This window comes from Pseudomonas sp. GW821-FHT07B01 (assembly GCF_059419065.1).
The window spans coordinates 37692-60152 of sequence record NZ_JBWKRA010000027.1; the positions used below are offsets into that span (position 1 = coordinate 37692).

Consider the following 22461-nt stretch of genomic DNA (forward strand, 5'->3'; position numbering starts at 1 on the left):
ACTGGGTCAGGTGTTCACGCTGTGCCCGTGCTCCAGGCAACACAGCAAGCGTTCGACGGTATGCGCCAACGGGCCGGAATTATCCAATACGAACAACCCCGCGCCATGACCGGCAATCAATTCGGCAGTGAACCGCGCATTGCGCGCGAGGCGCTCCTCGATATCCGCCAATGACTCCCGCCCACGCGCAATCAGACGCTGGCGCAGCACCGCTTGGTCCACCGTCAGCAGCAATACCAGCAAGGTCGGATAACGCTCACGGGTTTGCGCCAGGTGCGCACGGGAACCGTTGACCAGAACGTCGTCCCCCGCGGCCAGCCAATCGTCGATTTCCCTGGGGATGCCGTAGGACAAGCCATTAGCCTGCCAGCTCAAGGCAAATGCGCCCTCGGCCTCCATGGCCGCAAACTGCTCGGGGCTCACACCTTGCGCCGCTTCGCCCACCGCCTCCGCGGACCGAGTGATCACCCGTCGCACCATGCGGCACCCACGCTCAACCAGACGTGGGCGTGCGGCATCCAGCAGACTGTCTTTGCCCGAACCCGATGGCCCGATGAGATAGATCAACCTGCCTGCCATTAAAAACCCTCTTCGCTTGTCCCCACACCGGTACATCCCCGGGACCACTGCGCGGCGCCTGGTTTGCACCCGGGGAGCCGCGTCGTAGTAGCCGCAGGAAAGTATACCTAGCAATCCTTCCCACGCCAGGCCAGCGATAGCCACATCACTACAGCACACTGCGCATTCGGCGCATGCGTCGGGCTTTAATTGCTTAGCCCTGCCGTAATCCACACAGTGCGTTTGAAAGCCATGAAAAAGGCGACCCTCAGGCCTAATGCCAGTCAGTTAAGAGCTAGAGCAGACAACCAGTGACTTGTGGCGAGGGAGCTTGCTCCCGCTGGACTGCGTAGCAGTCCCATTTTTGGGGCCGCTTCGCGCCCCAGCGGGAGCAAGCTCCCTCGCCACAGTTACCGATTCTGTCTTAACTGACTGGCATTAACCCTCAGGCCGCCTTTTGTCATTGCGCGTATTGCTTGCTCAACCCCGGCGGCACGCCTTGCACGTTGGTCTCTTCCCATGGCCCGTTGGGGCTGATGGAGCGGCTCCAGCCGTTGCTCCAACGGTAGTAAGTGCGCTGGCGGTAGAAGGTGTCAGGCTGATCGTCGAGCACGTACACCTGCATCTTTCCGTCCCAGTGGCTGGCAGCGCCCGGCGGTGGGGCAAAGGTCGGCGACTTGCTTGGCAGGGGTTTGGTCGGTGGCGTCACCGGGCCGGAAGGTTTGGTGCTGGGCTTGGTGTTCGGCTGGGTCGAGGGGCCAGACGGTGGAATAGTCGGGCCGGTCGGCGCCGGAGGTGGGCGGTGGACCGCACAGGCGCTCAGGCCGAGTACCAGGCTGAGCAAGGTGATGCGTGCAAATGCGGTCATGGGTGTGTCCTCAGAATTACTGGTCCGGAGTGTCGATGGTCAGTTGCTGCAACGCAGTGGTGCTGCTGGCCAACGGTTGGCTGCGGCCGATCCATTCGCCAGTGGTCGGTTGGCCGGCCCGGGATATGCGCGCAACCAGTTGGACTTCGGGGAAGTTGGACAGTTTCAACTGCGGCATCATCGCGTCGGCATCGCCCAGTTCGACGGTGACCGGCAATGCGTCGACGGTCACACGCTTGGCAGCCAAGGGCGCCGGGGGGCCGTTTACGGCGCGGGCAAAGATGAACACGCTGTCGCCTGGCAGGACGTTGGCCTTCACTTCGGCAGATAAGTCCACCCGCACGGTCAGCAGCGCCTTGGGCGCCGGGGCGACGCTGCCACCGCTCTCCTTGAGCTTCTCTGCCGCGCGATCAATCCCGCCTTGCAGGGCGACACGGGAATTGTCTTCTGGCGGCAGTTGCGCGAGCAGGCGGTTCCAGTAGTCGATGGCTTCCTGATAACGCTGGCCCTCAAAGGCAGCGATACCCAACAGGCCAAGACTGGTGACTTCCTTGGGATCGAGCTTCAAGGCTTCGTCGGTCAGCGCCTGAACCTGAGGCGACCATTGTTTGTTGTCAGCAAAGTACTGCGCCTGGGCCCATTGCCCGAGCAGTTCCGGTTGGCGCCCGGCCAACGCAACCGTACGTTCAAAGACTTTGGCGGCATCGCCGGCACGGTCCTGGGCCATATAGGCGCGCCCAAGGAAGTACAAACCTTCTGCCGAATCCGGTTGTGCAGCGGCGGCGCGTTCCAGGCGGCGGGTCATGTCGGCCATGGACACCGGCGGTTGGGAAAACTCACGGGTCAGTTCAACCTTGTCGCTCGCGCCATAATGCAGGTACAGCGCCACGCCCAGCACAGGCACCAGAAACGCCGCCAAAAACGGCAGCGGTTTGCCTAACCGCGATTCGCGGGGTTTTTCTACACCTTCGGTGTCGGCCAGCAACTCGCGGGCCGCTTCGGCGCGGCCGGTATCAAGTTGCGCGGTATTCAACACACCTTCGTCCTGCTGCGCTTGCAGCTCGGCGACGCGTTCCTGGTACAGCGCCACGTTCAACGCGGTGCGATCCTCTTCACGCTGGGCACGACGGCCACGCAACACAGGGATCAACAGGAAACTCAGGGCAATCAGTAGCAGCAAACCGGCTGCGAGCCAGAAATCAATCATCAGTCTTGGTGTCCAGCAATTGGTCGAGGCGTTTACGCTCTTCAGGGGACAGCGCATCGGCGCCATCAATCGGTGCGACACGGCGCCGACGCACGATCACGGCCATTACCACCACGCCGGCCAGCAACAGCCCGGCCGGGCCAAACCACAGCAGCGCGGTCTTGCCGGTGAGTGCCGGTTTGTAGCGTACGAAATCACCGTAGCGGTCGACCATGAAGTCGATGATCTGCTGGTCGTCCTTGCCCTCCCCCAGCATGCGGAAAATCTCTCTGCGCAGGTCGGTGGCGATCGGGGCGTTGGAGTCGGCGATGTCCTGATTCTGGCATTTGGGGCAGCGCAGTTCCTTGGTCAGGTCGCGGAAACGCTCACGCTGCGCGTCGTTGGCGAATTCATAGGTGTCGATGGCGGCGTGGGCCACGCCAGCCAGGCCCAGGGCTAAAACGGCAGCGGTCAACCAACGCTTCATGGCTTGGCCTCATCGACCAGGGCCTGGTACTTGGCGGCCAGTTGCTCGCGCCACACCGTTTCGTCGATCACGCCGACGTACTTGTCGCGGATCACACCTTTGGCGTCGATGAAGAAAGTTTCCGGCGCGCCGTACACACCCAGGTTCAACCCCAGGTTGCCGTCTTCGTCGCGGATATCCAGCTGGTACGGGTTATGAAATTCCGCCAACCACTTCACGGCCGCCGCATTGTCGTCCTTGTAGTTGATGCCGTAGATCACCACGCCCTTCTCGGCCAACTTGTTCAGCACCGGGTGTTCGACGCGGCAAGAGATGCACCAGGTGGCCCACACGTTGACCAGGGCCGGCTTGCCCTGCAAGTCTGCCTGGGTCAGGGTCTTGTCACCCTGCACCGTTGGCAGGTTGAAGGCGGGGAACGGCTTGCCGATCATCGCCGAAGGCAGCTCGGCAGGGTCCAGGTACAACCCGCGATACAGGAACACCGCCACCAGCAGGAACAACGCCAGCGGCACAACCATCAACCAACGCTTCATACCGCAGCTCCCGAAAGGCCAAGCGCTTCACGCACCCGGCTCTTGACCTTGACCCGATAGCGCCGGTCCAGCGCTGCGAGCAACCCGCCGAACCCGGTGAGCAAACCGCCGAACCAGATCCAGCGCACGAAGGGTTTGACATGCACGCGCACGGCCCAGGCCCCGTCGCCCAAGGGTTCACCGAGGGCCACATACAGGTCACGGGTGAAACCGGCGTCGATGCCAGCCTCGGTCATCATCGAACTTTGCACGGTGTACAGGCGTTTCTCCGGGTGCAGCACGGCGATTTCCTTGCCATTGCGCACTACGCGCACCGTGCCTTTGTCGGAGGTGAAGTTCGGCCCTTCAAAGTGCTTGGCACCTTCGAAGATGAAGTGGTAACCGGCCAGGTCCATGGACTCGCCCGGCGCCAGGCGCAGGTCGCGCTCGGCGCTGTTCTGGCTGGACAGCACCACCCCAAGGGCGCACACCGCAATACCAATGTGGGCGATCTGCATGCCCCAATAGCTGCGGGTCAGAGTGGGCAGGCCTTTGATCAGGCCTTTGTGGCGCGTCTTGTCGACGATGTCCCGCGCCCCCGCGAGCAACACCCAGGCTGCCAGCAGGAACGTCGCGAGTACCGCCCAATTGAAGTCGCCGTAGGCGAAACCGGCGATCACCGCCAGGGCCACGCTGCCGAGCAGCACCGGCATCAGCATGCCCACCAGCCATTTCACCGGGGTGTCTTTCCAGCGCACCAGCACGCCGACCGCCATCACCACCATCAACAGGCCCATCAGCGGAATGAACAACGCATTGAAGTACGGCGGCCCCACGGACAGCTTGGCGCCGCTCAAGGCGTCCAGCACCAGCGGGTAGAGGGTGCCGAGCAGGATCATCGACGCGGCTACCACCAGCACCAGGTTATTGCCCAACAACAGGGTTTCCCGCGACCACAGGTTGAAACCGACCTGGCTCTTGACCACCGGTGCGCGCAGGGCAAACAGGGTGAGCGAGCCGCCGACGACAAACAGCAGGAAGATCAAGATGAACACGCCGCGCTCAGGGTCTGAGGCAAACGCATGCACCGAGGTCAGCACGCCCGAGCGCACCAGGAAAGTGCCGAGCAGGCTGAGGGAAAACGCCGCGATGGCGAGCAGTACCGTCCAGCTCTTGAACACGCCACGTTTTTCGGTGACGGCCAGGGAGTGAATCAGCGCGGTACCCACCAGCCACGGCATGAAGGAGGCGTTTTCCACTGGGTCCCAGAACCACCAGCCGCCCCAGCCGAGTTCGTAGTAGGCCCACCATGAGCCCAGGGTGATACCGATACCGAGGAAGGCCCAGGCAACGATGGTCCATGGCCGTGACCAGCGCGCCCAGGCGGCGTCGAGACGCCCGCCGAGCAAGGCGGCGATGGCAAACGCGAAGGCCACGGAGAACCCCACATAACCCATGTAGAGCATCGGCGGGTGCACGATCAGGCCGATATCCTGCAGCAACGGGTTGAGGTCGTGACCGTCCACCGGGATCTGCGGCAGGATGCGGGTGAACGGGTTGGAGGTCATGATCAGGAACAGTAGGAAGCCGATGCTGATCATGCCCATCACCGCCAGCACCCGCGCCAGCATCACTTGCGGCAATTGGCGCGAGAACACCGAGACGGCGAAGGTCCAGCCGCCGAGGATCAAGGCCCACAACAGCAATGAACCTTCGTGGGCACCCCACACGGCGCTGAACTTGTAGTACCAGGGCAAAGCGCTGTTGGAGTTGTTGGCAACGTAGGCGACCGAAAAATCGTCGGTCATGAAGGCGTAGGTCAGGCAACCAAAGGCGAACAGCAAAAAGGCAAACTGGCCCCAGGCGGCAGGCTGCGCCAGGCTCATCCACAGGCGGTCGCCGCGCCAGGCACCCAGCAAGGGCACCACGGCCTGGACCACGGCAAAGCACAGCGCGAGGATCATCGCCAACTGGCCCAGCTCCGGAATAAACAGTGCGGACGTCATGGCTCAGCCCTCCTTGACTGGGGTGGCGGGCGCGGTTTGGCCGCTGTCTTTCAAGGCTTTGGTGACCTCGGGCGGCATGTATTTTTCATCGTGCTTGGCCAGCACTTCGTCAGCCACTACCACGCCATCGGCGTTGAGCTTGCCCAAGGCGACAATGCCCTGGCCTTCCCGGAACAGGTCCGGAAGGATGCCCCGATAGGTGATGGTCACGGCCTTGTTGAAATCGGTGACGACGAAGGTCACGTCCAACGAATCGCCGGAACGCTTTAACGAGCCCTGCTCCACCATGCCGCCAGCGCGGATGCGCGTATCGACCGGTGCCTCGCCATTGGCGATCTGGGTGGGCGTGTAGAACAGGTTGATGTTCTGCTGCAGGGCGCTCAGGGCCAGGGTCACGGCAATGCCGACGCCGGCCAGGATGGCAAGGATGATCAACAGACGCTTTCTACGCAGCGGATTCACTTTTCGGTCTCCCGGCGCAGACGTCGCGCCTCTTGTTGCAGGTAACGCTTGCGGGCCAGGATCGGCGCGGCGACGTTGAGGGCCAGCACCGCCAGGCAGATGCCATAGGCCGTCCAGACATACAGGCCGTGGTGGCCCATGGCGAGAAAATCACTGAAAGAAGCAAAACTCATCCACGTGCTCCCAGGCAGCTTTGCACTTCGGCCTTTACCCAACTGGTACGGGCTTCACGCTTGAGCACTTCAAGGCGCATGCGCAGCAGCAATACGGCGCCGAAGAAACAGTAGAAGCCCAGCACCATCAGCAGCAACGGCGCCCACATTTCCACGGGCATCGCCGGTTTTTCGGTGAGGGTGAAGGTGGCGCCCTGGTGCAGGGTGTTCCACCACTCCACCGAGTACTTGATGATCGGGATGTTGATCACGCCGACAATCGCCAGCACCGCGCAAGCCTTGGCGGCGCTGTCACGGTTGCTGATGGCGTTGCCCAAGGCAATCAGGCCGAAATACAGGAACAGCAGGATCAGCATCGAGGTCAGGCGCGCATCCCACACCCACCATGAGCCCCAGGTCGGCTTGCCCCAGATCGCACCGGTCACCAGCGCCACGGCGGTCATCCACGCACCGATGGGCGCGGCGCATTGCAGGGCTACATCGGCCAGCTTCATCTTCCATACCAGGCCGACGACACCGCACACCGCCAGCATCACATAGCAGGACTGGGCCAGCATCGCGGCAGGTACGTGGATATAGATGATGCGAAAGCTGTTGCCTTGCTGATAGTCCGGCGGCGCAAAGGCCAGGCCCCAGACCAGGCCGGTGCCGATCAGCAGGATGGCGGCGATACTCAACCACGGCAGCAGCTTGCCACTGATGCCATAAAACCATTTGGGCGAGCCGAGCTTGTGAAACCAGGTCCAGTTCATTGCTGTTTCCATCACGGTGCTTTTCGTCGTGGCGAAAAGCTCAGGGTCTTTACTGACTCAGCGTCATTGACGCCGGGTCAGACCTCATTATTCACCGACGCTGATTTTCAGGCCGGCGGCTATAGCAAAAGGTGTCAGGGTTACCGCCAGGGCGGCCAGGCTACCCAGCCACAAGAGATAACCGGTCGCCGGCATGCCCATGAGCGCGGCTTGCAACGCGCCACTCCCCAGGATCAACACCGGGATATACAGAGGCAGAATCAACAGCGCCAGCAACAGCCCGCCCCGTTTCAAGCCGACGGTCAACGCTGCGCCCACCGCCCCCAACAGGCTGAGCACCGGCGTGCCGAGTAACAAAGACAGGAGCAGCACCGGCAGGCATTCAACGGGCAACCCAAGCATCATGGCAAGCAGTGGCGAGAGCAAGACTAGCGCTAGGCCGGAAAAAACCCAGTGTGCCAGCACCTTGGCCAGTACCAGAAGTGGCAACGGGTGCGACGAAAGGACCCACTGCTCCAGGGAACCGTCTTCGAAATCACTGCGAAACAGCCCGTCCAGCGAGAGCAGAACCGATAAAAGCGCGGCGACCCACACCAGTCCTGGGGACAAGGTTTGCAACAGTTTAGTCTCCGGGCCAACCGCCAGCGGGAACAGCGCGATCACGATGGCAAAGAACACCAGCGGGTTGGCCAGTTCGGCGGGGCGACGGCACAACAGCCGGGCTTCGCGGGCGACCAACAGGGCGAACACACTCATAGCGACCACCGCCCCAGGTCCAGCTCACGGTAGCCAGCGGGCATGCGCGCCAAGGTGTGGTGGGTGGTGAGCACCACCAGCCCGCCTTGCTCGCAGTGCTGGGCCAGATGCGCTTCGAGTTGAGCCACGCCTTGTTTGTCGAGGGCCGTGAAAGGCTCGTCGAGAATCCACAGCGGCGGGCCGGGCAAGTACAAGCGGGCCAGGGCCACGCGGCGCTGCTGGCCGGCGGACAGGGTGTGGCAGGGAACGTCTTCAAAGCCCTTGAGGCCCACCGCGGCCAGGGCCTGCCAGATGGCATCACGGGAAGCAGGATGATGCAGGGCGCTGAGCCAACTGAGGTTTTCTTCAGCGGTGAGTACGTCCTTGATGCCGGCGGCGTGGCCGATCCAGACCAGGTTGCGCGCAAGCTCGCTACGCTGCTCGTTCAAGGGCTTGCCGTTGAGATGCACCACGCCGGCCGTCGGCTGCATTAAACCGGCCAGCAGGCGCAGCAGGCTGGTCTTGCCGCTGCCATTGGGGCCACTGATTTGCACCATGTCCCCACCCGTCAGCCGCAGGTCGAGTTGCTCGAACAGCAGGCGCAGGTCGCGTTCACAGGCAAGCGCTACGGCTTCAAGAAGAGGGCTGGTCAAAGATCGCGGGCCTTTACGGTTCAAGTCGGCGGTGCAGCGGCCGTTATAGAGAGATGCACAATAACGGCTTTGGCGACCGATTTTAGAGAGCTGGATCAAATAGTTGTGAGGTTTTTACCGCTCTCTTTGCAGACGGGCGGCATTATACATGCGATGCCCTACTCTAAAGAGGGCAATTTCCCCAGAGACGATGCGCACGATGACCGGCGAGATCAACCTTCCTCCACTGCCGCCAACCTCCGCACCCGGGCCCACTCCGCTGCCTGGGGCCGGCGCATTGCTCAAACTGCTGGAGCCGCAGGCCGGGTTGATCGACCCGGGGAAAACCGTGAACGCCGAGGTCATCGCGCTTAAACAAGGCGGCGAGGCCTTTCAGTTACTGCTCAAACTGACCCTCGAAGGCGGTCGCCAGGCGCTGGTGCAGGCCAGCAGTGCCCAGCCCTTGCCTCTAGGCAGCAATGTGGCGGTGAGCCAGACGCCTGCGGGCAACCTGGCCATTACCTTGCAGCAAGCCATGAGTGCCAACGTGGCCGCCCTCACCCGCCTCGACACTAACCAAATACCGGTGGGTACGTTATTGCAGGCCAAGGTGCTGACCACGCAGATGCTGCCCCAGGGCACGGCGCAACCGGCGATCTATCGCTCGCTGGTAAGTGTGCTCAATAACGCCCTGGCCGGTGCCACCCTCACCCTGGAAAGCCCTCAGCCGCTGAGGGTGGGCAGCTTGCTCAGCGCCGTGGTGCAGAACGCGCAGACCCTGAACTTCGTACCGCTAAGCGGCCTGAAGGACCAACTGGCCGTGACGCAGCAACTTGCCACTCAGCAAAGTCGCCAAGGCTCGCTGGATGCGGTGTTCACCGCCTTGCAAAACCTGCCCCGTGGCGACAGTACATCGGCCGAGCTACGGGCCGCCGCCGAGCGCTTGCTGGCGGCGTTGCCCGATCTGGCACAGGTCAGCAATCCCAAGATACTGGCCCAGGTGGTGCAGAACAGCGGCGCCTTTCTGGAAGCCAAATTGCTTGCCGGGCAGAACCCGCAAATCCCACCACTGGACATGAAAGGCGCGCTGTTACGCCTGGTCGCAGACCTTTTGCCCGCCTTGCCTGCCAGTACCAACCTGAATGCGATCCTCGCCGCCAATACCCTGGCCCAGGTGTTGCCGCACTTCGTGCGCAGCCCGTTGAACACCCTCGGCCAGGTCGGCGCCCGGCAGATACCCGCCGGCTTCCCGCTGCCCGAGCGGCTCATGGCAAAACTGGAAGGTGAAGGCGACCTGGAAAACCTGCTACGCCTGGCCGCCGGGGCGATCTCGCGTTTGCAGAGCCATCAACTGTCGAGCCTGGAACAGACCGGCACCACCGCCGACGGACGCCTGCAAACGACCTGGCAGTTGGAGATTCCCATGCGCACCCTGCAAGACATCGTGCCGCTGCAGGTCAAGTTCCAACGCGAGGAGCCCGCGCCAGAAAAGGACCAGCCCGAGCGCAAGGATAAAAAAGACCCGAAACAAATGCTTTGGCGCGTCGAACTGGCCTTCGACATGGAGCCGCTGGGGCCGTTGCAAGTTCAGGCGCAGCTGTCCCAGGGCAAACTGTCCAGCCAGTTATGGGCCAGCCGCCCTTTCACTGCCAGCCTGATCGAAAGCCATTTGGGCAGCCTGCGCGAGCGTCTGGTGTCATCCGGGCTTAACGTCGGCGACCTGGATTGCCATCTGGGCACCCCGCCCCGCGGGCCAAAAACCGGACTGGAGCAACGCTGGGTGGATGAAACCGCATGAAAAACGCCGCCCCACCCCGCCAGGCCATCGCCCTCAAGTACGACGGCCAACAGGCCCCCACCCTGACGGCCAAAGGCGACGACGCCCTGGCCGAAGCCATCCTCAAATTGGCACGGGAGAATGAAGTACCCATCTATGAAAACGCCGAGTTGGTGAAGCTGCTGGCGCGCATGGAACTGGGGGACAGCATTCCGGAAGAGTTGTACCGCACGATTGCCGAGATCATTGCGTTTGCCTGGACGTTGAAGGGCAAGTTCCCGGCCGGCTACGACCCGGAAGCAGGGCCAGTAGAGCGGGATGTCACTGAGCAGGGTGACGATTACTGATTGCTCATGAGCTCCACACACATCCAACTGTGGGAGCTGGCTTGCCTGCGATAGCGGTGGGTCAGCCTGATGTCAGGTGACTGATACACCGCTATCGCAGGCAAGCCAGCTCCCACATTTTTGATCTGTGTTCAGTTCAGGACTTCGCTCAAAGGAATGAAGTTGACCCGGTCGCCGATGGCCAGCGTGGTGCCTTCCATTACCTCCACAAAGCCTTCAGCCCACGCCGCACTGCGCAGCACCCCGGAGCTTTGGTTGCGGTAGATGATCGCCTTGCCCTGTTCGATCCGCCCGCGCAGGTACTCGCGGCGGTTGCCGGGCTTGGGCCAGACGAACCCTGCCGGCACTTCGAAGCGCAGCGGCTGCACCTCCAGCACACCTTGACGGCGCAGCAGATACGGGCGCGCCAGCAGCGCAAAAGTCACCAGGGTCGAGGCCGGGTTTCCCGGCAGGCCGATCACCGGCACGCCACGAAAATGCCCGAAGGTCAGCGGCTTGCCCGGTTTGATCGCCAGTTTCCACAGCGCCAGCTCACCCTCTTCCCGCAAGGCAATGCCAAGGAAGTCCGCTTCGCCCACCGACACACCGCCGGTCGAGAGGATCAGGTCAACGCTGCCCAGCCCCGCCAGGCGCGCGCGGGTCTGTTCCAGATCATCCGGTAGAATCCCGGCATCAATCACTTCGCAGCCCATGCGCCCAAGCCAACTGCACAGCACGCGGCGGTTGCTGTTGTAGATCTGCCCAGGGCCGAGCGGCAACCCTGGCTCGATCAGTTCATCGCCGGTCGACAACACGGCCACGCGCACGCGCCGCACCACCTCGAGTCGATCACGTCCAAGAGACGCGGCCAAACCGAGTTCGATAGGGCCCAGGCGGGTACCGGCACTGAGTACGGTCTCGCCGACCGTGGTCTCTTGGCCCTGAGGCCGGATGTTGTCGCCCATCTGCAATGGCTCGGTGAAACTCACGCGCTGGTCGGCATGCACCACGGCGTTTTCCTGCATTTGCACGCAGTCAGCGCCTTGGGGCACCGGCGCGCCGGTAAAGATGCGTGCGCAGGTGCCGGCCGCCAAGGGTTCAGGGGCAGTGCCGGCGAAAATCCGCTGGCTCACCACCAAGGGTTCGCCGGTCCAGTCCGCCAGGCGCACGGCGTAGCCGTCCATGGCACTGTTGGGCCACGGTGGCAGGTCGAGTGTGGAGATCAGATCCTGGGCCAATACCCGGCCATCACACTCAGCCAGGGACAGTACTTCCTCCTCGCGGATCGGCGCGGCGGCGGCCATGTCGAGCAAACGTTGCAGGGCTGCTTCCACCGGCATCAGGGCGCCGGTCTTGCCGGGCTTATCCACGGGATTCACAAGGTTCTGCCTGCTTCAGATGCGGGACGAAGTTGCACGGACGGTGCCGGTTGTCCAACTGCTCGGCGAGGATGCCGTCCCAACCGGTGCGCACGGCATTGGTGGAGCCTGGCAGGCAGCACACCAGGGTGCCGTTGGCCAACCCCGCCAAGGCGCGCGATTGTACGGTGGAGGTGCCGATATCGGCCACGGAGATCTGGCGGAACAGCTCGCCAAAACCATCGACCTGCTTGTCGAGCAGGCAGCTCACTGCTTCAGGGGTACTGTCGCGACCGGTGAAGCCGGTGCCGCCGGTAATCAGCACCACCTGCACCACGTCTTCGGCGATCCAGTGGGCCACCTGGGCGCGAATCTTGTAAAGGTCGTCCTTGAGCAGCACGCGCTCGGCCAGGCGGTGGCCGGCGGCGGCGAGGCGGTCGACGAAGACCTGGCCGGAGGTGTCAGTCTCCAGGGTGCGGGTGTCGCTGACGGTCAATACAGCAATATTCAGGGGTACAAAGGGCGCATCGGCCTTGGCTTTCATGGCAGGGTCCGGTTGTCGAAGGAACAGCCCGGTGTTATATCACAGGCCCCTGTTTCCCTGCCGCAGCGCAACCACCATGACGTTTGAATTTTCCTCACTGCCGTGTTCGATCCTATTGCTCGCCGGTGGTCGCGGCCAACGCATGGGCGGCCAGGACAAAGGGCTGCTGGAATGGCAAGGCCAGCCCTTGATCGCCCACCTGCACCAGTTGGCCCGGCCGCTCACCGATGACCTGATCATCTCGTGCAACCGCAACCATGAACGCTACGCGCCCTATGCCGACCAGCAGGTGAGCGACGACAACCCGGACTTCCCCGGCCCGCTGGCCGGTATCCGTGCGGGACTCTTCGCCGCACGCCATGGGCATCTGCTGATATTGCCTTGCGATGTGCCGCAGGTCGATGCGCGACTGCTGGCCGACCTGCATGCGACCGCAGGACGCAACCCGCAGATACCGGTGATGGTGCGCCAGGGTGAATGCTGGGAACCCTTGCTGTGCATCATTCCCACAAGCCTGAAAAACCAGGTGGAACAGGCATGGCAAGCGGGTGAGCGCAGCCCGCGCAAGCTCTGGCTGCAACTGGGCGCGGTGGCCGTGGAATGCCCGGCCGATGACCCACGCCTGGCCAATCTTAATACGCCCGAGCTGTTGCACCCCGGGGCTGGCATGTCAGAATGAACCCTGCACAAGGAACTTTGCCGGCGTCCCGTACGTCACAAGGTCAGCAATTTAAAAGTATTCTCTCGGAGACAAACTCATGACTCAACGGACCATCGCCGCTCTCATGCTTGCACTGGGCCTCGCCACCCTCGCCGGTTGCGCCTCGCCAACAGTGATCACCCTGAATGACGGTCGCGAAATCCAGGCCGTCGACACCCCGAAATACGATGAAGATTCGGGCTTCTACGAATTCGAACAACTGGACGGCAAGCACACCCGTATCAACAAAGATCAGGTTCGCACCGTTAAAGACCTGTAAGCCTCAGCGCTTGCACACAAGGCCCGCCTAGCGCGGGCCTTGTTGTTCCTGGGGTTTACCAGTCCAGGGTGATCTGGCTGCGGAAGCTGCGTTGTTCACCGCTCACCGGGTCGATAAAGCGCACGCCCTGGGCCAGTAGCTTGAGTGGCTTGGCATAATCGTCCTCGGCATCCTTGATTACTTCGGGGTAAAACGGGTCATTACAGATGCTTGCCCCCAGCGCCGTCATATGCACGCGCAGCTGGTGCTTCTTACCGGTCACCGGGAACAGGCCGTAGCGCCATAGATCAGCGTTTTTCTCGCGCACCTCTACCGCCGTCTCGGTGTTGCTGGCCCCCGGCCCTTCCTGCATGCGAAAGAAAGGCTCGCCATCCACCAAACGGCTTTTGTGCACCAACGGGAAGCTGAGGTGCGGCAAGGCCGGTGCGATGGCTTCGTAGAATTTGTCGATACGTCGTGTGGGAAACAATTGCTGATAGGCCGAACGGCTGTGCGGGTTGGCGGAGAACAGCACCAACCCCGCCGTATGCCGGTCAATGCGGTGCAGAGGCACCAGGGCGGGATTGTCCAGGCGCCGGATCAAGCGTCGCAACAAGGTGTGCTCGACGTACTCGCCAGCGGGTGTCACTGGCAGGAAATGCGGTTTGTCCGCCACCACCAGGTGTTCATCGGCGTACAGGATGTTTTCCTGCACCGGAATCACTTTCTCGTTGAGCACTTCGCGAAAGTAATAGATGCACAGGCCTTCCTTGTAGCCCAGGCCCAGGCTGATCGGGTTGCCATTGACATCCAGCACCCGGCCGCGGGCAATGCGGTCCAGCCACTGTTCGCGGCCAATGGCCGGGAAGTGTGCGCACAGGCAATCGAGCACCGTCACCCAGGAGCCCGGCGGCAAGTACAGGGTGCTGGCTTGGTGCTGGGAGGGGGAAAAAACCAAAGTGGACATGCCGACGCTCAAAGCCTGGAAAACAGGCGGGCATTATCGCCCATGGCGCGCGATTGCCTAGGGCCTATCTCAGGCCTTGGCCAGTTGAGCCTGCAGCACCGGCGAGGCGCTCGCCGCCTCGGTGAATTCCTTGAGCCAGCGCAGCACGTCCACCGCTTCCCAACGGCCTGGGTCATACAGCGCGTAGAGCAAGCCCTGATAACCCACCACATCCAGCTGCTTGTGATAACCGGCGCGCTGGAACAGCGCCTCGATTTCCGCGAAGCAGGTGTTGAAATGCACTTTGTTAAACGGCGTCTTGCCTTCCGTGACCAAGCCATCGAGGCGCAGTTCGTTCACCGCGTCACGCACCACATCGGCGGACATGCGATTGACGCTGCTTTTAAGTTGTTCAACATTCACCACGGGCGTTCCCTCTATTCAATCGCTGTACGAATATACAGTAACTGAATATTTGAAAAGCCGCCATCGCATAAATCTCAGCGCAGGAAGGCAACCACCTGCTCGGTGTCGAACGGCCAGTCCAGTTCCGCCCCGGTGTCCGTGCGGCGAAGCACCGGAATCCGCAGGCCATAGACGTCTGTCAGGTCCTGCGGATCGGTGATATCCACCAACTCCACCAACAGCCCGTGTTCGACGAGCGGCATGACTTCGGCTTCGGCGATCTCACACAAATGGCAACCCAGGGTGCCGAACAGCTGGCATTCAGGAAGCATGATGAAAGGACTCGGTCACAAAACGAATCTCCATTCTAAGCCCAACAAGCCCCTTGTAGGAGCGAGCTTGCTCGCTCCTACGGTGCAAAAAGCCTGACGCAGATCACCATGGCCTATAACTGATTCAGCGATTCTCGCGGCTTTTTGCCGCTCACCCTGCAACGGAGATGCCTGTGTTCGCCAACCTGCTGATTATCCTGGCTTCATCCCTGGTGGTGATTGCGTTGTTTCGCCGGCTGCAGTTGCCTCCCGTGCTGGGCTACCTGTGCGTGGGCCTGGCAGTGGGGCCCACCGCGCTGGACTGGGTCAATGACAACGAAGACCTGCCGGACCTGGCCGAGATGGGCGTGGTGTTCCTGCTGTTTTCCCTGGGGCTTGAGTTTTCCCTGTCGAAAATGTTGGCGCTGCGCAGCGTGGTATTTGGCCTGGGCAGCCTGCAGGTGCTGGGGTGCGGGGCACTGCTGGGCGTTTTGTTGATGAGCTTAGGCCTCGCGCCTGGCATCGCGTTATTGCTGGGCGCAGGGCTGGCGTTATCGTCCACGGCCATTGTCAGCAAGGAATTGACCAGCCTCGGGGAAATCTTCAGCAGTCATGGCCAGAATGCGATAGGCGTGTTGCTGTTCCAGGATGTCGTGGCGGTGTTGCTGCTGACACTGGTGCCGGTGTTTGCCGGCAGCAGCGACCACGCCTGGTACTGGGCGCTGCCGTTGACGCTGGCTAAGACCGTGGTGCTGTTCGTGGGCCTGTTGTTCGCCAGCCGCTGGTTGCTGCCGCGCCTGTTCCGTGAAGTCGCCGCGTCTCATTCGGCGGAGCTGTTTGTGCTGCTGGCGCTGGTGATTGTCTTGCTCACCGCCTGGCTCACCCACCTGCTGGGCCTGTCCCCTGCCCTCGGCGCGTTCCTGGCCGGCATGCTGCTGGGCGAGAGCCATTACCGACACCAGATCGAAGCCGATATCCGCCCGTTTCGCGACATCCTGCTGGGGCTGTTTTTTGTCAGCATCGGCATGCTCATCGATCTGCAGTTGTTCGTCAGCCACAGCCTGTTGATCCTCGGCCTGACGCTCACGTTGATGCTGGTCAAAGGCATGGTCGTCGCGGCGCTGGTCAAGTGGCGTGACAGCGACACCGAAACGGCCTGGCGCAGCGGCCTGGCACTGGCCCAGGGCGGCGAATTCTGTTTTGCGCTGATGGCGCAGATGCAGCAGAGCCGGTTGATTCCCGATGAGTTCAACGGCCTGCTACTGGCTGCCACCTTCTGCTCAATGCTGCTGACACCACTGCTGTTACGTGCGGCACCGGCCATCGCCCTGCGCCTGCATCGCAAGCCCAACCAACAAGTGCAACTGGAACACATCACCGCGCTCAACGCCCAACTGCATAGGCACGTGGTGATTTGCGGGTATGGCCGGGTAGGCCAGTCCATCGGGCGCTTTATGCGCCGCGAACAACAGGCGTTTATCGCCCTGGATGATGACCCCGAACGGGTGCAGGAAGCCGCCACCGAGGACAGCAGCGTGCATTACGGCGACTGCCGCCGTGGCGCTTTGCTCAGCGCCGTCGGCCTGGAACGGTCGCGGTTGGTGGTGATCGCGGTGGACAACAGCGATGTCGCGCTGGTGGTGCTCAAGGAGGCGCGGCAGATCAACCCTGACGTGCCGATTTTGGTGCGCACCCGCGATGACAGCCAGTTGGCTGAGCTCAAGGCCGCGGGCGCCAGCGAAGTGGTGCCCGAGCTGTTGGAGTCGAGCCTGATGCTCGCCTCCCATGCCCTGATCCTGCTGGGTCTGCCGGACCAACAGGTGCAGGCGCGAGTGAACGAAGTACGGCGCAACCACTATCGCCTGCTGCACGGTTTCTACCCACCGGAACACACTGACGAAGACGCGCCGATCAGTCCTGACTGACCGCGCCGATTTTGTGAATCGACAGGTCTGCGCCGTAATACTCCTGCTCCTGGCTCAAGCGCAGCCCTTGCACACGCTTGATCACACCGTACACCAGCAAGCCGCCGCCAAACGCCACGGCCACGCCCAACCCGGTGCCGATCAACTGGCTGATCAGGCTCACGCCGCCCAGCCCACCGAGGGAGGCCTGCCCGAAAATACCGCAGGCAATGCCGCCCCACACACCGCACAAGCCATGCAATGGCCACACGCCCAGCACGTCATCGATCTTCCAGCGCGACTGGGCAGCGATAAAGCACCATACGAACAAGCCACCAGCCACCACGCCCGTGACCAGCGCGCCCACCGGGTGCATCAGGTCGGAACCGGCGCAGATTGCCACCAACCCGGCCAAAGGACCGTTGTGCAGAAACCCAGGATCGTTACGGCCAATTACCAGGGCAGCCACGGTGCCACCGACCATGGCCATCAGCGAATTGACGGCCACCAGGCCACTGACGCCATTGAGGGTTTGGGCGCTCATCACGTTAAAGCCGAACCAGCCCACGATCAAAATCCACGAGCCCAGCGCCAGGAAAGGAATGCTCGACGGCGCAAACGCCACCAGACGCCCTTCACGATAACGCCCATTGCGCGGGCCCAGCAGCAACACCGCCGCCAGCGCCAGCCAGCCGCCCATGGCGTGAACCACCACGGAACCGGCAAAGTCGTGGAAGCTGGCACCAAAGGTTGCGAGCAGCCAGGCTTGCAGGCCAAGGTTGCCGTTCCACACCAGACCTTCGAAGAACGGGTAGATAAACGCCACGATCAGCGCGGTGGCACACAGCTGCGGCGCAAACTTGGCACGCTCGGCAATCCCACCGGAAATGATCGCCGGAATCGCCGCGGCAAACGTCAGCAGGAAGAAAAACTTCACCAGGCCGTAGCCATGATCGGCGCTGATCACGGCGGCCGGTTGCAGGAAGCTCACACCGTAGGAGATCCAATAGCCTATAAAGAAATAGGCCAGCGTTGAAATCGCAAAATCACTGAGGATTTTCGACAAGGCATTGACCTGGTTCTTCTGCCGTACCGTGCCAACCTCAAGGAAGGCAAAGCCGGCGTGCATGGCCAGCACCATGACCGCGCCAATCAGAATGAACAAGGTGTTGGAACTGTGGACGAGGGTGTCCACCGCGCTTTGCAAGTTTTCCATGGAGGTTGGCAGGCCTGCGTCAAGGCAAAAAGCACCAAAGCGGTTCAAGCCAGGGTTTCGCGCACTAAATTGGCACCGCCGGCCTCGCCCTTCTTCAGAGGGCGTGAACCGCTTTAGCGCAGCGATCAACACAACAGGCCGTTGCCGACAGGGTTTTTCCGCGAAATTAAGTGATTTAGGGTAAGGTTTTCCAAGGTTCTCACCTCGACCGCCCGGATTCAGCGCAGGCTCCAGGGCCTGCGCACCAAGGCAAAGCAAAAGCTGTACCACACAATTGCACTGAACCTTCAGCCCACGGCGCGACTCGAAACCACACGTACAGATCAGCTACCCACGGAGATAACCATGGCCGGTAAAACAGCAAAGACTGCTCAAGAGATACTGATGGAGGATTTTCAAACCCTGGTCAGCGATACCGAAAAGCTGCTGGACGACACTGCCGTGCTGGCCGGTGACCAGGCTGACGAGCTGCGCACCAAGATCCACGAGAGCCTGCTCAAGGCCCGCGAGACCCTGCAACTGACCGAAGACTCATTGCGCGAGCGCGGCCAGGCGGCGATCACTGCCACTGAAGACTACGTGCAAGCCAACCCATGGCAGTCAGTCGGCATTGCTGCCGGCGTAGGCTTTTTGATCGGTCTATTGGCTACAAGGCGCTAACCATGTCTATCGGCGAATCCAGCTCATCCACGAGCGCACATTCCTCAGCAAGCGGTTCAACTTCCCGACGCCTGGGCGCAGCTGTGCTGGGCTTGCTGCACAGTCATGTCGAGTTGTTCGGCATTGAATTACAAGAGCAAAAGGCCCGTACTGTCAGCCTATTGCTATTTGCTGGCCTGGCATTGGTGTTTGCCCTGCTGTTGCTGGTGGGGTTGTCGACGCTGGTGATGATCCTGGTGTGGGACACGGGCTATCGCCTGACCGGCATCATCTGCCTCTGCGTGTTCTACAGCCTGGCCGCTGCGTTCTGCGGTGTGCGCTTGAAGGCGGCGGTATTCGATGAGTCCACGCCCTTCCACGCCACGCTCGAAGAACTGGCCAATGACCGGGAGCGCCTGCTGCCATGAGCATGACTGAAATCCCGCAAAATACTTCTCGCCGAGAAATGCGCAAAGCCTTGATTCGCCTGCGCATGGAAATGCACCGCCAGGAAATCCGTCATGAGTCCCAACAACTCATGGCGCCCCTGCACAAAATGCGCAACATGCGCCACAACTGGCAGGACAGCCTGGGCATCAAGCACGCGCCGTTGTGGGGCGTGGCGGCGGTTACGCTGATGGGCTTCTTTACCGGCAAGGGCGCCAAGGGCGGCAGTATCAGCAGCATCACGCGCCTGGTGCGGCTAGGTGCCGGCTTGATCCCCCTGATCAAGTTGGCCATGCAAGGCTCTTCGCGCAAAAGCTGACCCTCGTGAGCCGATGACCGCAATGACCAGACACCTGCTGGTCATTGCGGTTTTTTGCGCTGCCTGTTAATTGATACCGACGCGGCCGACCGCTGGATTCGCTTGCCCTTGAAGGCCGAACCGGGAAGCTGGAACTGTCATTCACACTACGGAGAGCCTGCGCCTTGGATTGGCCCACCCTGCTAACCCGCGAACGTCTTGGAAAACCCCTGCACAGCCCTGAAGAACTGGGCCGCAGCCCCTTCCACAAAGATCACGACCGCATTATTTTCTCCGGCGCGTTCCGGCGCCTGGGACGCAAGACCCAAGTGCATCCGGTCTCGAGCAACGACCATATCCACACACGCTTGACCCACTCCCTGGAAGTCAGCTGCGTGGGGCGCTCACTCGGCATGCGCGTGGGCGAAACCCTGCGCAGCTCCCTGCCCGACTGGTGCGACCCCAGCGACCTGGGCATGGTGGTGCAATCGGCCTGCCTGGCCCATGACATCGGCAACCCGCCATTCGGGCATTCCGGCGAAGACGCCATTCGCCACTGGTTCCAACAGGCCGCCGGGCGAGGTTGGCTGGATGGCATGAGCAGCGCCGAACGCAATGACTTCCTTAACTTCGAAGGCAATGCCCAGGGCTTTCGGGTACTTACCCAACTTGAATACCACCAGTTCGACGGCGGCACGCGGCTGACCTACGCCACCTTGGGCACGTACCTCAAATACCCCTGGACTGCCCGTCACGCCGACTCGCTGGGCTACAAGAAACACAAGTTCGGCTGTTACCAGAGCGAGTTGCCAATTCTTGAGCAGATCGCTCACAAGCTTGGCTTGCCCCAGTTAGAGGAACAACGGTGGGCGCGTCACCCGCTCGTCTACCTGATGGAGGCAGCCGACGACATCTGCTACGCGTTGATCGACCTGGAAGATGGTCTGGAAATGGAGCTTCTGCAGTACAGCGAAGTGGAGTCGTTGTTGCTCGACCTGGTCGGTGATGACCTGCCACAAACCTATCGCCAGCTGGGTCCATTGGACTCTCGCCGCCGCAAGCTGGCGATCCTGCGTGGCAAAGCCATCGAGCACCTGACCAATGCGGCTGCGCAGGCGTTTGTCGAACAGCAGGACGCCCTGCTGGCCGGCACGCTGCAGGGAGACCTGGTGGAGCATATGCACGGCCCGGCAAAGCGCTGCGTGCTGGATGCCAAAGACATGGCGCGCAAGAAAATTTTCCAGGACAAGCGCAAGACATTGCATGAAATCGGCGCTTACACCACCCTGGAAATCCTGCTGAACGCGTTCTGCGGCGCGGCACTTGAACAACATGGCGGGCGAACACCGTCGTTCAAGAATCGGCGCATTCTCGATTTGCTGGGCAACAGCGCACCGGACCCCGCCTGGCCACTGCACGCCTCGTTCCTGCGAATGATCGACTTCATTGCTGGTATGACCGACAGCTACGCCACCGAAATGGCACGGGAAATGACTGGGCGTTCCAGCCCTCAGTAACGCTTGCATCCGACCGCCTGTTCCCTGAAAAGAATTGCCCTACGATGGGAACAGAGCGAACTGATCGAATTCGTACAAGCATCCGAAGAATAATCACGCGTTCCCAACCGACCGAGCAATTCTACTGCCCCCATCGACGCTTGCCTCACTGTGTGCTTTCTATGCCCAGATACTCTCTTCGTATTCTTTTGGTGGAGGATCACCCGTTTCAACTTCTGGCCACCCAATGCCTGCTCAACAGCTTCGGCTTCGATCAACTGACTGCGGTGGAAAACGCAGAGCAGGCCATACGCACAATGAGCCAGTCCGAACATCCCTTTGACCTGATGTTGTGCGACCAATGCCTGCCCGACCTGCCCGGACTTGAACTAGTGGAAATCGCCAGCCGTCGGCGCTTCATTACCAGCGCTATTCTGTTAAGCGGGTTACCCACGCCAGAACTGATGAGCCTGACAAAACAAGCCTCGCAACGAAGTCTTCCGCTTCTTGGCTATTTATCAAAACCGTTGAACAAGGACGAACTTGAAAAGTTAATCGGCTTAACCTTTACCCGCCCTACGTAGGATTTTAAACATCTTCTTCGACGAAATACGCTACGAAGCCCGCCGTAAAAACTCAAGCCTATCACCATGCCACGATTGCGTTCGAAACGCTCACATGCTCTGTCACGACTACCCATCAACTTGTAGGCGTATACCTTTTTAATTGTAGGAACTTTCCTGTTTTGCATCTACTGCTCGTGCGCTTCATGCCGTGCCCTTATCTTCTGAGCTAATGTGCCCGCTTTATTTGCACCTGCATGGAATGTGATTATGAACTCAGTTTTTATTATCGATGACCACCCCGTTATCCGGCTTGCTATTCGAATGTTGCTGGAGCACGAAGGTTACAAGGTCGTCGGCGAAACAGACAACGGGTGCGATGCCATACAAATGGTCCGTGAGTGCCTTCCAGACTTGGTGATTCTGGATATCAGCATCCCGAAACTCGACGGTCTCGAGGTGCTCTGCCGATTCAATGCCATGAACACCTCCATGAAGACCCTGGTGCTCACGGCCCAGTGCCCGACGCTATTTGCTACGCGGTGCATGCGCTCGGGCGCCGAAGGCTACGTGTGCAAGGAGGGTGACCTGAGCGAATTGCTGAGCGCCATCCGCGCTGTCCTGTCCGGCTACAACTACTTCCCCAGCCAGGCATTGAGTGGCCCCGGAGCCGAAGGCATGGATGTCCAGGAGCTGGAATTGTTCAAGTCAGTTAACGACCGAGAGCTGATGGTCCTGCAACTTTTTGCGCAAGGTCGCACTAACAAGGAAATTGCCAAAGGTATGTTTTTAAGTAACAAGACGGTCAGTACTTATAAAAAGAGACTCATGCAGAAACTCAAAGCCAAATCCTTGGTAGAACTCATCGAGATGGCAAAACGAAACGCGCTAGTGTGAGAAA

Annotated in this window: 28 protein-coding genes; 11 read left to right on the plus strand and 17 right to left on the minus strand. The window is 61.1% G+C overall.

Translation table 11 applies throughout. The features are described 5' to 3' along the window. Positions 1–6: 6 nt before the first annotated feature. From phnN to ccmA, 11 genes are all read right to left on the minus strand, one after another. On the minus strand, positions 7–579 hold the full coding sequence (phnN, locus tag AC07S6_RS23415) for a phosphonate metabolism protein/1,5-bisphosphokinase (PRPP-forming) PhnN (RefSeq protein WP_057976699.1): 573 nt from the start codon (positions 577–579) through the stop codon (positions 7–9). Between the two features lie 439 nt (positions 580–1018). Next, the gene (locus tag AC07S6_RS23420; protein WP_197884142.1) at positions 1019–1426 is read right to left on the minus strand and encodes a hypothetical protein; all 408 of its coding nucleotides are present in this window, start codon (positions 1424–1426) and stop codon (positions 1019–1021) included. Between the two features lie 16 nt (positions 1427–1442). Continuing rightward, positions 1443–2633 (minus strand): c-type cytochrome biogenesis protein CcmI, encoded by a 1191-nt coding sequence (gene ccmI / locus AC07S6_RS23425; protein ID WP_105226273.1) that lies wholly within the window; start codon positions 2631–2633, stop codon positions 1443–1445. Next, the gene (locus tag AC07S6_RS23430; protein ID WP_020301388.1) at positions 2626–3099 is read right to left on the minus strand and encodes a cytochrome c-type biogenesis protein; all 474 of its coding nucleotides are present in this window, start codon (positions 3097–3099) and stop codon (positions 2626–2628) included. Before AC07S6_RS23430 ends, ccmI begins: the two co-directional genes overlap by 8 nt. Beyond that, the gene (locus tag AC07S6_RS23435) at positions 3096–3632 is read right to left on the minus strand and encodes a DsbE family thiol:disulfide interchange protein (protein WP_054920121.1); all 537 of its coding nucleotides are present in this window, start codon (positions 3630–3632) and stop codon (positions 3096–3098) included. Before AC07S6_RS23435 ends, AC07S6_RS23430 begins: the two co-directional genes overlap by 4 nt. After that, entirely contained in the window at positions 3629–5617 is a 1989-nt protein-coding gene (locus AC07S6_RS23440) for a heme lyase CcmF/NrfE family subunit (protein ID WP_197884140.1), read from the minus strand. The genes AC07S6_RS23435 and AC07S6_RS23440 overlap by 4 nt, the downstream gene beginning before the upstream one ends. Positions 5618–5620: 3 nt before the next feature. After that, entirely contained in the window at positions 5621–6079 is a 459-nt protein-coding gene (gene ccmE / locus AC07S6_RS23445) for a cytochrome c maturation protein CcmE (RefSeq protein ID WP_014717703.1), read from the minus strand. Beyond that, positions 6076–6252 carry a heme exporter protein CcmD gene (gene ccmD / locus AC07S6_RS23450; RefSeq protein ID WP_003172771.1) on the minus strand — a complete coding sequence of 59 codons (177 nt, stop codon included), beginning with the start codon at positions 6250–6252 and terminating at the stop codon, positions 6076–6078. The genes ccmE and ccmD overlap by 4 nt, the downstream gene beginning before the upstream one ends. Beyond that, complete coding sequence (locus AC07S6_RS23455) at positions 6249–7004, minus strand: heme ABC transporter permease (protein WP_072448155.1); 756 nt, start codon at positions 7002–7004, stop codon at positions 6249–6251. Before AC07S6_RS23455 ends, ccmD begins: the two co-directional genes overlap by 4 nt. Before the next feature lie 87 nt (positions 7005–7091). After that, positions 7092–7760 carry a heme exporter protein CcmB gene (gene ccmB, locus AC07S6_RS23460; RefSeq protein ID WP_054920124.1) on the minus strand — a complete coding sequence of 223 codons (669 nt, stop codon included), beginning with the start codon at positions 7758–7760 and terminating at the stop codon, positions 7092–7094. Then, positions 7757–8392: a cytochrome c biogenesis heme-transporting ATPase CcmA gene (gene ccmA / locus AC07S6_RS23465; RefSeq protein ID WP_073842772.1), complete on the minus strand. Its 636-nt coding sequence runs from the start codon at positions 8390–8392 to the stop codon at positions 7757–7759. Before ccmA ends, ccmB begins: the two co-directional genes overlap by 4 nt. 199 nt (positions 8393–8591) lie before the next feature. Here ccmA and fliK point away from each other — a divergent pair, with 199 nt between their 5' ends. Next, positions 8592–10169 carry a flagellar hook-length control protein FliK gene (gene fliK, locus AC07S6_RS23470; protein ID WP_495113164.1) on the plus strand — a complete coding sequence of 526 codons (1578 nt, stop codon included), beginning with the start codon at positions 8592–8594 and terminating at the stop codon, positions 10167–10169. Next, positions 10166–10495: an EscU/YscU/HrcU family type III secretion system export apparatus switch protein gene (locus AC07S6_RS23475; protein ID WP_014717698.1), complete on the plus strand. Its 330-nt coding sequence runs from the start codon at positions 10166–10168 to the stop codon at positions 10493–10495. Before fliK ends, AC07S6_RS23475 begins: the two co-directional genes overlap by 4 nt. A 131-nt stretch (positions 10496–10626) precedes the next feature. On the opposite strand, the gene AC07S6_RS23480 is transcribed toward AC07S6_RS23475, so the two are convergent. Beyond that, positions 10627–11853 carry a molybdopterin molybdotransferase MoeA gene (locus AC07S6_RS23480; RefSeq protein WP_197881640.1) on the minus strand — a complete coding sequence of 409 codons (1227 nt, stop codon included), beginning with the start codon at positions 11851–11853 and terminating at the stop codon, positions 10627–10629. Beyond that, positions 11837–12376: a molybdenum cofactor biosynthesis protein B gene (moaB, locus tag AC07S6_RS23485; protein WP_057976686.1), complete on the minus strand. Its 540-nt coding sequence runs from the start codon at positions 12374–12376 to the stop codon at positions 11837–11839. The genes AC07S6_RS23480 and moaB overlap by 17 nt, the downstream gene beginning before the upstream one ends. Positions 12377–12452: 76 nt before the next feature. Between moaB and mobA the strand changes: the two genes are divergently transcribed. After that, entirely contained in the window at positions 12453–13055 is a 603-nt protein-coding gene (gene mobA, locus AC07S6_RS23490) for a molybdenum cofactor guanylyltransferase MobA (protein ID WP_495113157.1), read from the plus strand. Positions 13056–13134: 79 nt separating this feature from the next. Continuing rightward, positions 13135–13356, plus strand: coding sequence for a YgdI/YgdR family lipoprotein (locus tag AC07S6_RS23495; protein ID WP_003189935.1), 222 nt, complete (start codon positions 13135–13137; stop codon positions 13354–13356). A gap of 55 nt (positions 13357–13411) precedes the next feature. Here the strand turns inward: AC07S6_RS23495 and AC07S6_RS23500 are convergent, their stop codons facing one another. The 3 genes from AC07S6_RS23500 to AC07S6_RS23510 form a co-directional block, all read right to left on the minus strand. Then, positions 13412–14302, minus strand: a complete 891-nt coding sequence (locus tag AC07S6_RS23500; RefSeq protein WP_014717693.1) for a pseudouridine synthase — start codon at positions 14300–14302, stop codon at positions 13412–13414. A 69-nt stretch (positions 14303–14371) separates the two neighbouring features. Beyond that, positions 14372–14707 carry a transcriptional regulator gene (locus tag AC07S6_RS23505; RefSeq protein WP_495113158.1) on the minus strand — a complete coding sequence of 112 codons (336 nt, stop codon included), beginning with the start codon at positions 14705–14707 and terminating at the stop codon, positions 14372–14374. Positions 14708–14781: 74 nt separating this feature from the next. Continuing rightward, the gene (locus AC07S6_RS23510; protein WP_014717692.1) at positions 14782–15018 is read right to left on the minus strand and encodes a glutaredoxin family protein; all 237 of its coding nucleotides are present in this window, start codon (positions 15016–15018) and stop codon (positions 14782–14784) included. A 173-nt stretch (positions 15019–15191) separates the two neighbouring features. Between AC07S6_RS23510 and AC07S6_RS23515 the strand changes: the two genes are divergently transcribed. After that, a complete protein-coding gene (locus AC07S6_RS23515) occupies positions 15192–16922 on the plus strand; it encodes a cation:proton antiporter (RefSeq protein WP_032903008.1) in 1731 nt (576 codons plus the stop codon). On the opposite strand, the gene AC07S6_RS23520 is transcribed toward AC07S6_RS23515, so the two are convergent. Beyond that, positions 16909–18117, minus strand: coding sequence for an ammonium transporter (locus AC07S6_RS23520; protein WP_197881637.1), 1209 nt, complete (start codon positions 18115–18117; stop codon positions 16909–16911). The genes AC07S6_RS23515 and AC07S6_RS23520 overlap by 14 nt on opposite strands. A 345-nt stretch (positions 18118–18462) precedes the next feature. Between AC07S6_RS23520 and AC07S6_RS23525 the strand changes: the two genes are divergently transcribed. From AC07S6_RS23525 to AC07S6_RS23550, 6 genes are all read left to right on the plus strand, one after another. Beyond that, positions 18463–18777, plus strand: coding sequence for an ElaB/YgaM/YqjD family protein (locus AC07S6_RS23525; RefSeq protein ID WP_003189926.1), 315 nt, complete (start codon positions 18463–18465; stop codon positions 18775–18777). Positions 18778–18779: 2 nt separating this feature from the next. Further along, positions 18780–19184 carry a phage holin family protein gene (locus tag AC07S6_RS23530; protein ID WP_005786473.1) on the plus strand — a complete coding sequence of 135 codons (405 nt, stop codon included), beginning with the start codon at positions 18780–18782 and terminating at the stop codon, positions 19182–19184. Then, on the plus strand, positions 19181–19522 hold the full coding sequence (locus AC07S6_RS23535; RefSeq protein WP_034127163.1) for a hypothetical protein: 342 nt from the start codon (positions 19181–19183) through the stop codon (positions 19520–19522). The genes AC07S6_RS23530 and AC07S6_RS23535 overlap by 4 nt, the downstream gene beginning before the upstream one ends. Before the next feature lie 164 nt (positions 19523–19686). Then, the gene (locus AC07S6_RS23540; protein ID WP_197881636.1) at positions 19687–21018 is read left to right on the plus strand and encodes a deoxyguanosinetriphosphate triphosphohydrolase; all 1332 of its coding nucleotides are present in this window, start codon (positions 19687–19689) and stop codon (positions 21016–21018) included. A gap of 161 nt (positions 21019–21179) precedes the next feature. Beyond that, positions 21180–21581, plus strand: coding sequence for a response regulator (locus AC07S6_RS23545; RefSeq protein ID WP_197881635.1), 402 nt, complete (start codon positions 21180–21182; stop codon positions 21579–21581). Between the two features lie 249 nt (positions 21582–21830). Then, entirely contained in the window at positions 21831–22457 is a 627-nt protein-coding gene (locus tag AC07S6_RS23550; RefSeq protein WP_034127160.1) for a response regulator transcription factor, read from the plus strand. Positions 22458–22461 lie beyond the last annotated feature (4 nt).

Excerpts from the sequence above, each read along its gene's own strand:
- phnN (WP_057976699.1), bottom strand. The coding sequence starts at position 579 with ATGGCAGGCAGGTTGATCTATCTCATCGGGCCATCGGGTTCGGGCAAA.
- AC07S6_RS23420 (WP_197884142.1), bottom strand. The coding sequence starts at position 1,426 with ATGACCGCATTTGCACGCATCACCTTGCTCAGCCTGGTACTCGGCCTG.
- ccmI (WP_105226273.1), bottom strand. The coding sequence starts at position 2,633 with ATGATTGATTTCTGGCTCGCAGCCGGTTTGCTGCTACTGATTGCCCTG.
- AC07S6_RS23430 (WP_020301388.1), bottom strand. The coding sequence starts at position 3,099 with ATGAAGCGTTGGTTGACCGCTGCCGTTTTAGCCCTGGGCCTGGCTGGC.
- AC07S6_RS23435 (WP_054920121.1), bottom strand. The coding sequence starts at position 3,632 with ATGAAGCGTTGGTTGATGGTTGTGCCGCTGGCGTTGTTCCTGCTGGTG.
- AC07S6_RS23440 (WP_197884140.1), bottom strand. The coding sequence starts at position 5,617 with ATGACGTCCGCACTGTTTATTCCGGAGCTGGGCCAGTTGGCGATGATC.
- ccmD (WP_003172771.1), bottom strand. The coding sequence starts at position 6,252 with ATGAGTTTTGCTTCTTTCAGTGATTTTCTCGCCATGGGCCACCACGGC.
- AC07S6_RS23455 (WP_072448155.1), bottom strand. The coding sequence starts at position 7,004 with ATGAACTGGACCTGGTTTCACAAGCTCGGCTCGCCCAAATGGTTTTAT.
- ccmB (WP_054920124.1), bottom strand. The coding sequence starts at position 7,760 with ATGAGTGTGTTCGCCCTGTTGGTCGCCCGCGAAGCCCGGCTGTTGTGC.
- fliK (WP_495113164.1), top strand. The coding sequence starts at position 8,592 with ATGACCGGCGAGATCAACCTTCCTCCACTGCCGCCAACCTCCGCACCC.
- AC07S6_RS23475 (WP_014717698.1), top strand. The coding sequence starts at position 10,166 with ATGAAAAACGCCGCCCCACCCCGCCAGGCCATCGCCCTCAAGTACGAC.
- moaB (WP_057976686.1), bottom strand. The coding sequence starts at position 12,376 with ATGAAAGCCAAGGCCGATGCGCCCTTTGTACCCCTGAATATTGCTGTA.
- mobA (WP_495113157.1), top strand. The coding sequence starts at position 12,453 with ATGACGTTTGAATTTTCCTCACTGCCGTGTTCGATCCTATTGCTCGCC.
- AC07S6_RS23495 (WP_003189935.1), top strand. The coding sequence starts at position 13,135 with ATGACTCAACGGACCATCGCCGCTCTCATGCTTGCACTGGGCCTCGCC.
- AC07S6_RS23500 (WP_014717693.1), bottom strand. The coding sequence starts at position 14,302 with ATGTCCACTTTGGTTTTTTCCCCCTCCCAGCACCAAGCCAGCACCCTG.
- AC07S6_RS23510 (WP_014717692.1), bottom strand. The coding sequence starts at position 15,018 with ATGCTTCCTGAATGCCAGCTGTTCGGCACCCTGGGTTGCCATTTGTGT.
- AC07S6_RS23520 (WP_197881637.1), bottom strand. The coding sequence starts at position 18,117 with ATGGAAAACTTGCAAAGCGCGGTGGACACCCTCGTCCACAGTTCCAAC.
- AC07S6_RS23525 (WP_003189926.1), top strand. The coding sequence starts at position 18,463 with ATGGCCGGTAAAACAGCAAAGACTGCTCAAGAGATACTGATGGAGGAT.
- AC07S6_RS23530 (WP_005786473.1), top strand. The coding sequence starts at position 18,780 with ATGTCTATCGGCGAATCCAGCTCATCCACGAGCGCACATTCCTCAGCA.
- AC07S6_RS23535 (WP_034127163.1), top strand. The coding sequence starts at position 19,181 with ATGAGCATGACTGAAATCCCGCAAAATACTTCTCGCCGAGAAATGCGC.
- AC07S6_RS23545 (WP_197881635.1), top strand. The coding sequence starts at position 21,180 with ATGCCCAGATACTCTCTTCGTATTCTTTTGGTGGAGGATCACCCGTTT.
- AC07S6_RS23550 (WP_034127160.1), top strand. The coding sequence starts at position 21,831 with ATGAACTCAGTTTTTATTATCGATGACCACCCCGTTATCCGGCTTGCT.